General features: G+C 31.6%; 14 protein-coding genes. 8 read left to right on the plus strand and 6 right to left on the minus strand.

Annotation, left to right across the window (positions count from 1 at the left end):
• Positions 1–8: 8 nt before the first annotated feature.
• Complete coding sequence (gene porM, locus IW20_RS23605; protein WP_035628455.1) at positions 9–1,550, plus strand: type IX secretion system motor protein PorM/GldM; 1,542 nt, start codon at positions 9–11, stop codon at positions 1,548–1,550.
• 88 nt (positions 1,551–1,638) lie between these two features.
• Here the strand turns inward: porM and IW20_RS23610 are convergent, their stop codons facing one another.
• The gene (locus IW20_RS23610) at positions 1,639–2,016 is read right to left on the minus strand and encodes a YdeI/OmpD-associated family protein (protein WP_035628457.1); all 378 of its coding nucleotides are present in this window, start codon (positions 2,014–2,016) and stop codon (positions 1,639–1,641) included.
• A 218-nt stretch (positions 2,017–2,234) separates the two neighbouring features.
• On the opposite strand from IW20_RS23610, the gene IW20_RS23615 reads away from it, so the two are divergent.
• Positions 2,235–2,990, plus strand: a complete 756-nt coding sequence (locus tag IW20_RS23615; RefSeq protein ID WP_035628459.1) for a 4-hydroxy-tetrahydrodipicolinate reductase — start codon at positions 2,235–2,237, stop codon at positions 2,988–2,990.
• A gap of 181 nt (positions 2,991–3,171) precedes the next feature.
• On the opposite strand, the gene IW20_RS23620 is transcribed toward IW20_RS23615, so the two are convergent.
• From IW20_RS23620 to IW20_RS23630, 3 genes are all read right to left on the minus strand, one after another.
• Entirely contained in the window at positions 3,172–3,774 is a 603-nt protein-coding gene (locus IW20_RS23620) for a DNA-3-methyladenine glycosylase family protein (protein WP_035628460.1), read from the minus strand.
• 33 nt (positions 3,775–3,807) lie between these two features.
• Positions 3,808–4,188: a hypothetical protein gene (locus IW20_RS23625; RefSeq protein WP_123869571.1), complete on the minus strand. Its 381-nt coding sequence runs from the start codon at positions 4,186–4,188 to the stop codon at positions 3,808–3,810.
• Positions 4,189–4,363: 175 nt separating this feature from the next.
• Positions 4,364–5,167, minus strand: a complete 804-nt coding sequence (locus IW20_RS23630) for a DNA alkylation repair protein (protein WP_035628465.1) — start codon at positions 5,165–5,167, stop codon at positions 4,364–4,366.
• Positions 5,168–5,319: 152 nt separating this feature from the next.
• Between IW20_RS23630 and IW20_RS23635 the strand changes: the two genes are divergently transcribed.
• Positions 5,320–5,667 carry a winged helix-turn-helix transcriptional regulator gene (locus tag IW20_RS23635; RefSeq protein ID WP_035628482.1) on the plus strand — a complete coding sequence of 116 codons (348 nt, stop codon included), beginning with the start codon at positions 5,320–5,322 and terminating at the stop codon, positions 5,665–5,667.
• 216 nt (positions 5,668–5,883) lie between these two features.
• On the plus strand, positions 5,884–6,273 hold the full coding sequence (locus IW20_RS23640; RefSeq protein WP_035628468.1) for a hypothetical protein: 390 nt from the start codon (positions 5,884–5,886) through the stop codon (positions 6,271–6,273).
• A 20-nt stretch (positions 6,274–6,293) separates the two neighbouring features.
• Here the strand turns inward: IW20_RS23640 and IW20_RS23645 are convergent, their stop codons facing one another.
• A complete protein-coding gene (locus tag IW20_RS23645) occupies positions 6,294–6,800 on the minus strand; it encodes a GNAT family N-acetyltransferase (RefSeq protein WP_035628471.1) in 507 nt (168 codons plus the stop codon).
• A 223-nt stretch (positions 6,801–7,023) separates the two neighbouring features.
• Between IW20_RS23645 and IW20_RS26480 the strand changes: the two genes are divergently transcribed.
• The 3 genes from IW20_RS26480 to IW20_RS23655 all read left to right on the plus strand — a co-directional run bounded on the left by IW20_RS26480 (position 7,024) and on the right by IW20_RS23655 (position 9,495).
• The gene (locus IW20_RS26480; protein ID WP_165571472.1) at positions 7,024–7,200 is read left to right on the plus strand and encodes a hypothetical protein; all 177 of its coding nucleotides are present in this window, start codon (positions 7,024–7,026) and stop codon (positions 7,198–7,200) included.
• A 429-nt stretch (positions 7,201–7,629) separates the two neighbouring features.
• Positions 7,630–8,733 carry a lipase family protein gene (locus tag IW20_RS23650; RefSeq protein WP_035628473.1) on the plus strand — a complete coding sequence of 368 codons (1,104 nt, stop codon included), beginning with the start codon at positions 7,630–7,632 and terminating at the stop codon, positions 8,731–8,733.
• 129 nt (positions 8,734–8,862) lie between these two features.
• Complete coding sequence (locus IW20_RS23655) at positions 8,863–9,495, plus strand: response regulator (RefSeq protein ID WP_035628475.1); 633 nt, start codon at positions 8,863–8,865, stop codon at positions 9,493–9,495.
• Between the two features lie 36 nt (positions 9,496–9,531).
• Here IW20_RS23655 and IW20_RS23660 read toward each other — a convergent pair whose 3' ends face one another.
• On the minus strand, positions 9,532–12,570 hold the full coding sequence (locus IW20_RS23660) for a ligand-binding sensor domain-containing protein (RefSeq protein WP_354017035.1): 3,039 nt from the start codon (positions 12,568–12,570) through the stop codon (positions 9,532–9,534).
• A 305-nt stretch (positions 12,571–12,875) separates the two neighbouring features.
• Between IW20_RS23660 and IW20_RS23665 the strand changes: the two genes are divergently transcribed.
• The coding region (locus IW20_RS23665; RefSeq protein ID WP_131494839.1) for a choice-of-anchor L domain-containing protein at positions 12,876–15,271 on the plus strand (2,396 nt) is incomplete at its 3' end.

The following is a 15,271-nucleotide window of genomic DNA, read 5'->3' on the forward strand; positions in this document are numbered from 1 at the left end:
TAGAAAATATGGCAGGAGGAAAATTAACCCCTAGGCAGAAGATGATAAACCTAATGTATCTGGTTTTTATCGCGATGTTAGCAATGAATATGTCAAAAGAAGTATTATCGGCTTTTGGCTTGATGAATGAAAAATTTGAAAGTGCCAATGCATCATCTAATGAAAGTAATGCAGAAATGTTGGCTTCATTAGATAGTAAGGCGGAAGAAGCAAAGGGAGAATTTGCAGCGGCAGCTCAAACAGCTCATAAAGTTGAGGCTATATCCAAAGATTTTTATAACTATATAAGTACACTAAAGGCTGATGTTGTAAAAGGATTTGATAAAGATGCAGCAACAGGAAAATTACCTTATGAAGAAATGGAGAAAGGTGATAATACTGATAATTGGTTTACTGGAGAAGGATATACTGCAAAAGGAAACGAAATTATAGCAAAAATCAATCAGTATAAAACCAATATGAAAGCTTTACTAAGCGACAAAAAGTACAAAGCAATTGTAGCAGAGATTGATAGTAAATTTGATATTTCGGATGTTAAAAACAAAGAAGGTTTAAAAGATAAATTTTTAGCATATCATTTTAAAGGTTTCCCTGCAGTTGCATCAGTTGCAAAATTATCTGCTTGGCAAAATGATGTTCAAAAAGCAGAATCAGATGTTTATAGTGCTGCTTTAGGAAAAGCTGCAATTGCGACTACATCTTATAACAATTATAAAGCAATTGTAGTTCTTGATAAAAATGCATACTTTCAGGGAGAAACAGTTACAGGTAAAGTTGTTTTAGGTCGTTATGACGAAAATACAAAACCAACTTCATTCTCTGGTCCTGGTAAAATTGATAGCAATGGTCAGGCAATTATTTCGATAACTGCTGGCGGAGTAGGAGAACAAAGTATTAATGGACAATTTACTTTCTTAGAAGACGGAAAAACAATTCCTCTTAAATTTGATGGTAAATATGTTGTAGTACCTAAACCAAATTCAGCAACAATATCTGCTGATAAAATGAATGTAGTTTATAGAGGAGTGGTTAACCCAATTTCGGTATCATTTGCTGGAGTTGCTGATAATAAAGTTGTAGCAAGTGCTCCAGGATTATCTTCTGCAGGTAAACCAGGTAAATATAATATGAGCCCAGGTACAGGAACAGAAACTACAATTACGGTTACTGGTACTTTACCAAATGGTTCTACAGTTTCTGATAAGAAAACTTTCAGAATTAAAGGTATTCCTGCACCAGTTGGAACTATTAGAGGAGAGATGGGTATTGTAAAAGGACCTAAATCGAATCTGGAAGTGGTTACAATTGGAGCTAAATTGGTAGACTTTGATTTTGAAGTAGGGTTAGATGTTGTTGGATTTAATTTTAAAATTCCTGGACAAGCTACAGTTGTAGTTTCTGGGGATAAATTAAATGCACAATGTAAAGCTGCACTTTCAAAAGCAGGTAGAGGAGACCAAGTTACTATCTCTGAGATTAAAACTAGACTTGTAGGAGGAGGAAATTATTCTGTATCTAGAACAGCTCCAGTAATTTTTGAAATACAATAATTAAAGCATTTACTTTTTTTAAAATAGACTAAAACCTGTTCATTATATTGAGCAGGTTTTTTTTTGCTAAAGTTGTACTGTTTAAATCCTATATAGCTTCATCCCATTTGCCATTACTTTTTGCAATATCAATTAGCTTCTGGCCATGTTCGGTCATTAAACCTTGTTCTATCATTCGTTCCGCTCGTTCTCTGTTAGGTTTGCTCCATTTACTTTTTTTGGGGTTTCGAGGAGAGAAGGTCAAATAAAAACTTTCGGTGTCCCGTTTTTTACATAAACTGTCTATCCAACCATAACATAATGCTTCCTCGGTAGCATCGTTGAGATTAACACTTTGAGTAGTACTTTTTTTGTGATATAGTATCAACCAAACAGATTTTTCGGCTTGACTATTTTCTTTTAGCCAATTTCGCCACTCTGCTCTTGTAATAGCATAGATTGCTAGCTTTCCATCTTTAGTTTCCATAATTAATGTTTTTATTAGCGAGGTTAATGAGATTTTATAATTGTAATATATTACTTAACACATTGACATCTTATAATATAATAAAGGCAGGGTATAAAACCGTTTTATTTTTTTTAACCTATTTTTACTTAAATAGTATTAATTATCAGCTTGTTTACATTCTAAAATTAAAAAAAATAGAAATAAAAATAAGCTGAAAACCATTTAAATTTAAAATTATGAAAATAGGACTAATAGGATTTGGAAAAACAGGAAAGTCGGTTGCTTCAGTACTACTTGAGAATAAAAATTTTTGTTTAGAATGGGTATTAAGACAAAGTACAGTTTTAGAACATCGATCAGTACCTGAATTTTTTGGTGTTCCTTCAGATGAACCGGGATTAATTTATTCTAGTTCCAAAACAACTATTAAAGAGCTTCTGGACAAACATCCTGTCGATGTTATAATTGATTTTTCTTCGAGTTTAGGGATTCATACTTATGGCGAAGCTGCTGCGCAAAGAGGAATTAAGATTATATCGGCAATATCACATTATAAAGATAAAGAGCTGAAATTATTAAAGGAATTAGCGATTAAAACAACTGTGTTTTGGTCTCCTAATATTACTCTGGGAGTTAACTATTTGTTATTTGCTGCTAAATTTTTGAAGAAAATTGCTCCTTGGGTAGATATTGAGGTTAATGAAGAACATTTTAAATTAAAAGAAGGAACATCGGGTACGGCTATAAAAATTGCTGAAGCTTTAGATATAGAGAAAGAAAGTATAAATTCGGTTAGAGCAGGAGGTATCGTAGGAAAGCATGAAGTAATATTTGGGTTTCCTTACCAAACTGTACGGCTTATTCATGAATCGATATCAAGAGAAGCATTTGGAACAGGTGTTATTTTTGTTACCGAAAACATAGAAAACAAAGCAATTGGATTGTATAATTTTGAAGATCTTTTAGCCCCTTATTTTCAATTAGATAAATAGAGTTAAAGAATAACTGCAAAGGTTTTAATTTGCTTGGGGTATGGAAAATTAACCGCAAAGAACACAAAGGTTTACGCTAGGTTCGCAAAGTTTTCAGTCTCAGTTTTCAGTCTCAGTTTTCAGTCTCAGTTTCTTAGCACCTCAGAACCTTTGCACCTCTGCCTCTTAAAGCCTTTGGAACTCAAAATTCTTTCCATCTCCACAAATGCAGGCATGCAAATGTTCTGTATGGACTCCAAGGTTTCGAGAGACGAATAATGTCTTCGTTAAATTTTTTCTTATCGGTTTTATCTAGATTAAACAAGATTGCCATTTTATTACGAATTATTAAATCGTCGGCCGAAAAAACATCTTCACGCCCTAAGGCAAACATGAGTAAGTTTTGTGCAGACCATTTGCCAATACCTTTTATAGAAGTTACTAAATCGATAATTTCCTGATCAGTCATTTCGATAAATTTGTTGTATTCTAACCCGAAATCAGCATCAAATTGTGCTACATTTTTTATATAGCTCACTTTTGGTTTTGATAAACCTATTGCTTGTAATGTTTCATCTGGAGTTTCAAGAATTTGAGATGAATTAGGTTCTAATCCGTTGTATATATCCAGAAAACGTTTTAAAAAGACATCACCAACTTTAGCTGATAATTGCTGATTAATGATTGAAGTATATAAAAACTGAGCAAGATTAGTATTTGTTTTAAGTTCGCGATGTTCTGCGTTTACAAGTACTTTTTGAAATGCAGTATCTTTTGATAGATGTAATATATATGGATGTGACATTGTAGAGATATTAAATTTTAGGAATAAGAAATATTACGTACCAACCTTTTCGATGGGTCTAAATCGTAATGCGCTCCAAGTTTCATCTATAGAAATCGCAGTCACAGTCTTTAATCCAAATTCTTTGCCAGTTACATGAATGGTATCTCTATTAATATCGGTTTTAATCTTAGAAGTTCCTTTAGGATAAGCAAACCATAACACACTATCGGACTCGATGTTTTCTAAATCATTTTTAAGGTAACTTAAAAATTCTTCGTTATTATTGATGAAAATTAGTGTGTTTGTGCTTTTTATCTCTTTATCAAAAGATGTTTTCATACCAAGCTGAATAAACTCTTCTTCTATTGCTTTTGGGGCATTAAGGACCGTTCCTTTGTCCTTAAATTTTAGTTTTTTGATAACGTCTAGCATTATTTGTAAATTACTTGGTTTGTTTAATGCTAATGTAGGTGTTTTTTTTAAAGGTTCAAAGAGGCAAAGGGACAAAGGTTCAAAGGTTCATAGCTGCAAAGGGACAAAGGTTCTGAGGGACTAAGAAACTAAGACTGAAAACCGAAACTGAGACTGAATACTTTTCCGGCATAGATCACTTTTCAATAGTACGAAGTGCTTTTTTTATTATGTATGCAGTTTCTTTTGTGGGGCTAATGTTTTTCCAATTTTCGCAAATAGCAATTACAAATTCGGGATTGGTTTTGCTAGCATCATTCAGCCAGTTGCCAACACTATCTTGTACATATTTTGATTTATCCGATTTTAGAGATTCCAAGATGATTAAACCTAATTTAGGATTTTGCTTTAATTCTTCGATATGTTCACACCAAACTCCTCTTGGTCTTGTGGCTTCACTAGCAAATCGTCTAACGTTTTCGTCAGCGTGTTTTGTCCATTTAGACAAGATTGTTAGACTTTCATTTAGATTTCTGGCTATCGTTTGTCTTACAGCTAGCCAGGAAATCTCTCTGACACCAAAATGTTTATCGGCTGCAAAAAACTGAATTTCTTCTAACATTTCATCAATAGATCTTTCAGTGTTTTTTCCTATTGTATAGGTTGCCCAACATCTAATTAAATCTGAAGTATGTTTTGAAAGTATTGCAAACAGCTCGATATCACCTTCGGATTTGGCTAATTTAAAAAGACTTGTTCCAATAGCTTCATTAATAGTATTGACAGTTTGTTTCTTTAATGTATCGATAGTAGCAATGATTGGCTCTAAATAATTTAATCGGTTATTTTGCTCAAGAAAGTTCTTAAGTAATAGTTTTTGGTCTATTGCGAGCCATTCGACTAAATTGGCAGTTTCGATTTCTCCTTTATTTAATTTCTCTAAAATATCTTTGGGTATGTCTTTTGTTGAGCGTGAGCCTTTTCGTTTTATTTCTGTCATACTTATTTTGTTTATTGTTTAAATAAAGATGTATTAGCACAGTTTCTCATTTGCTTTGCTAAAATGTTTATTAATTTTACAAAGGTTTAAAACAAAGTTCATATGTGCAATAACGCATATTATTGTCACATGGGGATAAAAAAGTCACTATTATGAAAACAAAGGAGAGAAGCATAGAAAGTAAAATTTGTCCATTAGAAGTAGCAGTTAACTCTATTAGCGGAAAATGGAAAATTCCTATTGTTTGGCAAATAAATGAAGGTAAAAAGCGTCCAAGTGAATTTTTGAGAGGTATTGGCAAGGTTGATAGAAGAGTTTTGAACCAACAATTAAAAGAAATGGAGCAGGATGGTATTTTAACTAAGGTTTCGTTTAATGAACTTCCTCCAAGAGTAGAGTATTCACTCACGGAACTTGGGGAGAAGCTAGTGAATATTCTATGGATGTTAAACGATTGGGGAAAATTAATGATTCCTGATGAGGAGTTGCATATTAGCTAAAGGCGTTCCAAATTTTAAAATGAAACACTTCTTGATATAAAAAGCATGAGGCTTTAAAAAAGTAGATTTAATTTTAAGCATAGTTAAATCCGAAAGAAAATTTAATATAAACGACTATTTATTTTAGTTTTTTAATGTTCTGTTTATGTCATTTAATTGACCTTAAAGAGAATCATGTTTTATTACTTTCGAAAGAACAATTTGACCAAATCACTCATGGCAAAAATAAAGGACTCCATACACAAAAAGCAACTATATCATTTTTCATTTGATACCATCGATTGTGAAAATGATTTTACAGATTATGCGGAGGCCAAAGAATATTTGTTATGTGTATTGGTTAATACTAAAGTTTTGGATGTTCTGGCAATTAATGAGCGCTCTTTGATTCTTGAATTTGATAGTGAACAGCCTAAATTGTTTGCTTATCTAAAAACTAATTTAGAGAAGTATTTTTATTTTACTGTTTCTCAAATACCAATAAGCGACAAAAATAGCCCTACGATTCAAATCAATAGGGATATTATGCTGGCTATACATCAAAAAATGCTGCTAAAAAACTTAAAATGTTCTACTAGTATTCTACGAAAAATATCTATTTACTAGTTTGTAAGTAGTTTTTAAAATTAGATTAGAGGTCTTTTAGTTATAAAATAAGCGATTTCTTCATCATCTCTTATTATGTTATCTAATCGCTCAAATCCTACTTTTTGTAATACATTTTGTGATCCACTATTGTTAAGGTCAGTTATAGCAACTACTTCATTAGTATCAGTATTTGCGAAACAATATTGAGTCATTCCTTTGCATACTTCTGTAGCAATACCTTTTCCCCAATATTCCTTACTAAGTACATATCCAATTTCTATTTGATTGGTGTTGTGTACAAAAACGCGAGCAACACACATACCTATAAAATTATTATTTGTAGTATCAAAAATCGCCCATCGGCTTAAATTTCCTTTGGCATAATTTTCAAGAAGCTCATTAAACATTTCTATATATCTCTCTGGAGAAACTTGGGGTAAATATTGAGTTACTTCGTCGTCTTTAAACAGATTTAAAAATGTTTGTTTTTCTTCTGGTAAGAATTCGCGAATAATAATTCTAGAGGTTTCGTGTAGATTCGGCATATTATTTTTTTGTATATATCAAAAGTAAAAAAAATATTATTTAGGCGTAAGGATGAATGTTAATTTAATTATTTGCTTCAGCTTTTTTTTACTTATTTGAGAGCATTATGCTATTGTTATTTGATAAATTTAGCATACATATATTCATAAAATTCAATTAAGGAAGATGCTATTATATTTATGAATTAGTATGTTTGTTTAAAGTAATTAATTAAAATTTAAAATGAGAATAGAAGAAATAGTTAGGTTAATAATTCCTTTGATAAGTATTGTTATGGGATTTGCAATAAGGAATTCAAAAAATGAGAATTATAATTCGATGAAAAAATATTGGTGGTTTTTTGTTGTCATCGGAATGCTTTTATTCTCTTACCGATTATACAAGTTTTTATACAATTAGCTCATTTAGTGCAATTAATTTAAACACATAGAAAGATAGTCTGCACTCTCCAAAAAGGGTTTTCACTTGTTTAAAATACATAAAGCAAGCTATGCGAAAGGAATGTATTTCTTTTTTGCGCTCTTTTTACACACAAAATCTATGTTTCTATGTGTTAAATGAAACTTTTATGAACCCGAGTAAAGGGAATAGACGAAAGAATTATTCCCAACGGATATAGTTACTTGAAATAGATTAGTCACTAATAATTATAGAGTACTACCAAAAGATTGTTTATATTTATTGTAAGATTAGTTCAGAAATAAGTAAATGACCATACTCATGACTAATGCTTTGTATAAAGAGTTAGTTTATATAGATATAGGTTGTTTGCTGATTTTCAATTTCTAATCTGGATTATTATCATTAATAAATTAACATCTTGTCTTTATGAAATTTTTAAAATCACTTTTAGTTACTTTATGTTTTTTGCTTTCTTTTTCAAACAGCATTGCACAAGATTTAAAACCAGGATTTGATAAAGCTGAATATCGTGAGTTAATTTATATCGCTACTCAATCGACAGAATCACCAGAAAAAGCTAAACTTATTCCGCAACCAGAACATTCTAAGTTGGTGTACAAAGGCAAATCAATTGGTCTGGATAATCAGTGGGAATTATGGTTAAAGGACGGTAATACAGGTGTATTGTGTACAAGAGGAACTACAGAAAAAGGAGAAAGCTGGCTTGCTAATCTTTATGCAGCAATGACTCCAGCAAAGGGAGAATTAAAGATATCTAATACAGAAACGTTTAAATATGAGTTGTCGACTAATAAAGATGCAGCTGTACATACAGGTTATCTTTTAAGCACTGCTTTTATTTCTAAAGAAATGCTTCCGAAAATTGATTCCTGTTATAAAGCGGGAATTAAGAATTTCATTATTATGGGACATAGTCAGGGTGGAGGAATAAGTTATTTGCTTACAGCTCATTTTTATAATTTGCAAAGTAAAGGTATTATACCTGCCGATATTCATTTTAAAACCTATTGTAGCGCAGCTCCTAAACCGGGGAACTTATATTTTGCGTATGATTACGAGCGTAAAACTCAAAACGGTTGGGCATATAATGTTGTAAGTGCTGCAGACTGGGTTCCTCAAACCCCATTTTCTGTCGAGATTCCTGAAGATTTACCTACAGTAAGCCCAATAGGATTGGTAGAAGAAACAATAAAGAAGCAAAATTTCTTTAAGAGAATGTTTTTAAACATGGTTTATGATAAGGCAACTAGTCCATCACGCAAAACAGTAAAAACGTATCAAAAGTTATTGGGGAAAGAAATGGCTAAGAGAGTAAAAGAATTCTTGCCAGAGTTTGTACCACCTCCTTTTTATAATAGTAATAATTATGTGCGTACTGGTAACACTATTGTTCTTTATCCTAAACAAGATGATGCTACATATTATGAGAAGTTTCCAAATAATAGTAAGGATTTAATGATTCATCATTCATTTCCGCCTTATTTATACCTTCTAGATCAGTTGGAGTAATGCATTTAGCCTTATCTTGTTATAAAAATAACTTTTATAGGTGTTAAAATTTTGGTTTAATCGTATTGATTTATCATAAATGTTTTTAGTTCAATCAAATAATTGTAATTTTGAAGTGTAAAATTTCCTATGAAAAAAGACTTCAATATATTATTAGCAGATGACCATAGTGTTGTACGACATGGGATTTCTTTGTTATTAAAAGAAGCTTTTCGCAGTATAAACATTACTCATGCTGATAGTTTTGACGAAGTTGTAAGTAAGCTGCGCCAAAAACAAGATTTAATATTTTTAGATATTAATCTTCCTGGAGGTAATAGCACCAAAATGGTAGAAAAAATCAAGCAAAATCATCCTAATTTGTTGATCTTAATGTTTTCGGCATATGATGAAACGCAATATGCTTTACGCTATATTCATGCTGGTGCCAATGGTTTTTTGAATAAAGACAGCAGCGACGAAGAAATTATTAAAGCTGTTCGTTCCGTTATCGAAACAGGAAAATATATTAGTGATGTTGTAAAAGAAAAAATTCTAGAAAACGCCCTAAATAAAACCCCAATAAATCCATTAGAAATTCTTTCGGATAGAGAGATTGAAGTTGCTGAACTTCTTGTTAATGGCGAAGGAAATCTCGAAATTTCGAATAAACTGAATATTCAGATGACAACTGTAAGTACTTTTAAAAATAGAATTTTTGAAAAACTTGGAATAAATAATGTTGTCAGACTAGTCGAAATTTTAAAAATTTATAAAAATTAGACGAGCTTTCTAGTTCTGTAATTCAAAAAGCTATATTTATTTGGTGTTCAAAAATGTAATTGTAATTTTTGTACCGATATTTATAGTGCTTTCAATCTCCATTTTAGCTTTCATTATCTCCAAAAGCTCAGTTACAATTTGTAACCCCATTCCTGATTTTTCTTGAGTTTGTGTTAATTTTAGGGCATCGTGTTTATTGTAAAGATTTACAATATCGCCAGACATTCCGCTTCCTGTATCTTTAATAGTAAAGAAAACCTTATTGTCTTTTAATCCTGAAATTAAAGTAATTTTTCCTGATGAAGTATTTTTTATAGCATTATCCAGAAGATTATGTACAACTATAGAAAACAATAATCTATTGTTGTTAATGGTTTGGTTTGCATCAATAAGATTTTCAATTACAATTTTTTTAGAGGAAGCAATGGTAAGGAAAATTTTTATTTTTTCTTCGATTAAATCATATAAGCAATAGGTACTGGATAAATTTTCTTGTTTAGATACTTTGGTATATTCTAATATATTATTTACAAAATTATAGAGTTGGAAAGATGAGGTATGTAATGATTTTATGCCATCCTGAACTGCATCTGGATCATTTGGGTTTTGATAAACGTGCTTAGCAGTCATTGCCAGAAACCGCAAAGGGCTTTTTATATCATGCGTAATTGTTCCTATAAGTTTTTTATGATTTGTTATTTGCTCACGTAAATTTTCGGTTGTATCCTTTAGTGTCGTAATTGTATTTCGGAGCTGAAAAGTTTGTTCGGCTATTTTTTTCTCTAAATGAATGTTTTTCAATCGAACATATTTTAGTCTCAATTTGACAACATAATATAGTGTAGTGAAGGCTAAAATAAAGACTAATACATTAAACCAAATTGTTTGATAAAAAGCAGGAGCGATTATAATAGTTAGTGTTTTGTATCGGTATTCTGAATCACGTCCAGTCATTTTTCTGGCTGTTACGTAATAAGTTCCGTGTGGTAAAGTCGTAAAGTAAATGTTATTGTCTGTTAGAGATTCCCATTTTTGAGTTATAGGACCTTCTACTTTAGTTTCTATATTTAAATTATTAGAATTACCGTAATATGGACTATTTACAAAAAGCCTGAGTCGCTCAAAATTATTGTCTAAATTGAGCGTGTCATTTTTAATATAAACATTTGAGTTATTGACTTCTGCTTGTTCAAAATAAATATCCCCTTTAGGCAAAAGTCTTTTTATTTTTTGAGAATCAAATACAATATTTCCTTTTATCGAGGGGAAAGTCACATAATTATTCTTTAATAATAATCCGCAAGGCTGGCATCCTCCATTAAATTCATTGGTTGCAAAACCATCAGATTTATCATAGTATTGATAATAAACGTTTTTTACTGTTTTGTTGGAATAATCCAGCAGATTTTTTTTAGAAACCTGAAAAAGACCTTTGTTAGTAGTAATCCAAAAATATCCATTTTTGTCTTCTATTATGCAATGAGAAGTCAGTAAGTACTTGTTTTTATCTACAGGAAAAGAGGTTGTTTTTTTAGTAGATTGGTCATAAAGATAAAAACCATTTCCATAAGTTGTTATCCATATTTCATTAGGGTTGCCAATATAAAAGCTCCTCACATAATTGCCTTCTATCTCTTTTACATTTTCAATTTTTTTCTCTTTAAAAAGGACTTTATGAAATCCTAAATGTGATCCTGTCCAGATAATATTATCCTTTATCTGAAGCATATAAGTTACATTAAAAGGAACATCCATATAAAAATTAAAACGAGGCTTATCTTTAGTACCTCCTAATCTATATAATTTTCCATTTGGAGAACCTCCCACGCTCATTCCAACTATTATTTCGTCGTTACTCATCTGGAAAATTTGAGTAATTCTATCCTCAAAACTCCATTTATTATAGGTTTTAAAATTGCTTTTTTTATGAAAACAGTAAACAATATTACTAGATTTTGTCCAAATGTTTCCCTCTTTATCAAACATGAGGTTGTAATTATCATTTGGAGATTTAAATAAAATAGTATTAGATGTTTGACCATTTGTTGTAAAAACCTCACCCGTTGTGGTTAGGAATTGATTATTCTGGTAAGCAACCTGCGCATAATACACACCATCTTTATTTTTTCCAGGAATGGTTGTAAAGCGCTTTTCTTTTACGACAAGTAACCCGTCAGTACTACTTCCTATATATAAAATTTCATCTTCTAAGTTGTAATATGCCGATACAATATTTTTTTTAGAAAGGTCATAATTCTTTAATAGTAACCTAAGTTTAAGTTTTCCTTGTTTTTTTTCAAGAATGTAAAAGTCACCTTCAATGACAAAAAAGGTTTGTTGTGAAACGTTGTTTATGATAATAGAAAAATTATCAGGTTTAAGTCCCTCTATTTTTACAGGATCAATTTTACCATTCTCAAATTTTATGAATTTCTCTCCATCATAATTGTAAATAACATTGTTCAGGATGAAAAAGTTTTGGTACTCATCATAAGTATATTTAACCTGCCATAATAGTTTGTTTTCATTTTGATACAGCCCGACATACTTTTTTGATAGTGAAAAATATTTGTTATCGGTTCTGTGAATTTTGTTGCTATAAAACCGTCTTTTTTTATAAAGAGCATTACTGATTTTAAATTGCTCAGGAATTTTATTTTTTGGAATTACTGATGGCGTATTGTTTTTTATCAGAATATAATCGGCTAGATCATTGAGTAAATAAATTTTGTCTTTATGTGCATTTCCTCTAAAAATACTCATTCTGTTTGTAGTCATTCCTGCTACATTTTCAATATTGAATGTCTTAAATTGATTTCCATCATATCGAACTAATCCATTTTCGGTAGCCATCCATATAAAACCATTATTATCTTTTATTATAGATTTTACACTGTTTTGAGGAAGAATATTATTGTCTGCAGAATACCAAATAAGAGTGTAGTCTTTATTATCTATTTGAGAATAAAGGGAATTGACAAAAAAAAATGTCAGAAATAATGTTATGAAATTATAAAAATGTTTAATGATTATTGGGTTATTTCTTTGAGAAAAGCATTCAAATACCTTGAAAATTTACTATTCAATATTACGAAAGATTAGTCTGAAAAAGAGAAGCTGTACTTGTAGAATTAATTCTACAGTACTAATCTGTATTCTTTACATGCCTTCTTAATGATAAGAAAGAAATTCGCACCTAAATTACTCTAATATGGAAGTCGTTGTTTATCAGTTAAAAATATTGATTTAAAACTACAAATTTCAATTAAAGTGACCAACAGAATAGATTACCTAATTGCTTGATTTAAATAATTACGATAGTTAGGGATAGATGGATATCTCTGAGTATTATTTTTTAGAATTTTAATAACAATTATTATATGAGGAACTTTACTTATTTTAAATTATTAATGCCAAATAAAGGGCGGACTCTGAATCGATTTCTGGTCTGTTTCTTGTTATTGTTTATATTTGGGAGTACAGCCTACTCACAAGTTCAGACTACACATGCTGTAAATCCTAATGATGCAACAATATTAAGCACATTAAACGGTAGTGGTGTTATTTTGAGTGTCCCTACATTAGTAAAAGGGGATAGGACTAAGCAAATTGCCGTTTTTTCGGGAGGAACAGCAGCTGGTTTAGAAATAAACAAAGGTATTTTGTTTTCTACAGGACTTGCTGCTTCAGATTTAGGTGCTAAAAATTTGAACTTAACGACAAGTAACGAACCAAGTAGAAAATCGACGATTGACCCAGATTTAGCAACTCTTGATGCAACAGCAGATAACGATGCTGTTGTTTATACATTCAAGGTAACTTTGGATGCTAAAATGACTGCCATTCGTATCTTTTTTCAGTTCGGATCAGAAGAATATCCTGATTATGTAGGAAGTAGGTATAATGATGTTTTTGGATTTTTTATTTCAGGTCCAGGAGTTACAGGAACACAAAATATAGCAAAATTACCTTCAACTAATAGAGAGATTTCAGTTAATTCAGTAAATGGAGGAAAACTTGGATTTAATAAAACAGGTGCGTTAGGTGTACCTGGAACAGATTTAAATCAGTCAGCTTATTATATCAACAATGGGCATAAAAATGATGGAACAAAAAATGATGGTAGTGGACCAAGACCAGTATTTGTGGAATACAATGGATTAACGAAAAGACTTTCTTATGATCTTACCCAACTTACTCCAGGAGCAACTTATAATTTTAAAATTGCAATCGCCGATGTTGGTGATGGTCAATATGATTCAGGAGTTTTTGTAGATGTAATTACGGCTAGTTATGGTGCAGATTTATCGGTAAAGAAAGAAGTAGTAGGAGTTGCTAAAAAAGTAGGAGATGAAGCTACTTTTCTTATTTCTGCTTATAATGCTGGGCCATACGCAGCAACGGGAGTTAAAGTAAACGATTTATTGCCTTCGGGATACACTTTTGTAAGCGCAACTCCATCGGTAGGAACTTATAATTCGGGTACTGGCCTTTGGGATATAGGTGCACTTGCTAACAGAGGAAATGCTACACTTACTGTAAAGGGTATCCTTAAAGCCAAGGGAGATTATAACAATATTGCTAAAATTACAGGAAATGAAGATGATCCAGATCCTTTAAATAACGTGAGTTCAAGTCAGCCAGTAAAAGCACCAGTGGCTAACAATGATTCAGTAAATACTATTGGTGGGACTGCGGTTACTATTGCAGTAACAACAAATGATACTGATTCTGACGGAACAATAAATGTTGCAACAGTTGATCTTGATCCTCTTACACCAGGAATTCAAACTACATTTACTGTAGCAGGTGAAGGAAGTTATAGTGTTGATGCTTTAGGAATTGTAACATTTACACCTTTGGCAACTTTTAGCGGAATAGCTAGTTTAAATTATGTTGTAAATGATAATGATGGCTTTACATCTAATGCAGCAGCGATTAATGTTACTGTAAAAACGAAACCACCAACGGCAAATGCACAAGCATTCTGTTCGGGAGATCTAAGAAAAATAACAGATTTACAAGTTACTGGTAATGATGTAAAATGGTACGATAGTTTAACAGGAGGTACTTTATATGATGCAAATCATACATTAGGTACAAGAACGTATTACGCAAGTCAAACTATTAATGGCGGAGAAAGTACAAGAACAGCGGTGACTGTAACGGTTAATGCTGCACCTGTAGCTCCGATTGTAACAGTTATAGACAATTGTGATGGTACATCAAAGTTATCGACTTCAGCCACAGGAAGTTTATTGTGGAGTAATGGAGCAACAACTTCTAGTATTATAGTAAGTACTGCAGGAACTTATACAGTTACCACTACTGTAAATGGTTGTACTAATTCTGGAAGCGGAATTGCAGCTCCTAAAACAGCTCCAGCAGAACCAACAGCAACAGCACAAACATTTTGTTCAGCTGACGCTAAAAAAGTTAGCAATTTACAAGCTACAGGAACTGATATTAAATGGTATACTGCAAGCACAAATGGAACATTACATGGAGCAAATGATGTTTTAGTTTCAGGAACATATTACGCAAGCCAAACCATTGATGGTTGCGAAAGTGCAAGAACTGCAGTAGTTGTAAAAATTACGCCTACACCAGCAGAACCAACAGCAACAGCACAAACATTTTGTTCAGCTGACGCTAAAAAAGTTAGCAATTTACAAGCTACAGGAACTGATATTAAATGGTATACTGCAAGCACAAATGGAACATTACATGGAGCAAATGATGTTTTAGTTTCAGGAACATATTACGCAAGCCAAAC

The organism is Flavobacterium hydatis, from assembly GCF_000737695.1.
Lineage (GTDB): Bacteria > Bacteroidota > Bacteroidia > Flavobacteriales > Flavobacteriaceae > Flavobacterium > Flavobacterium hydatis.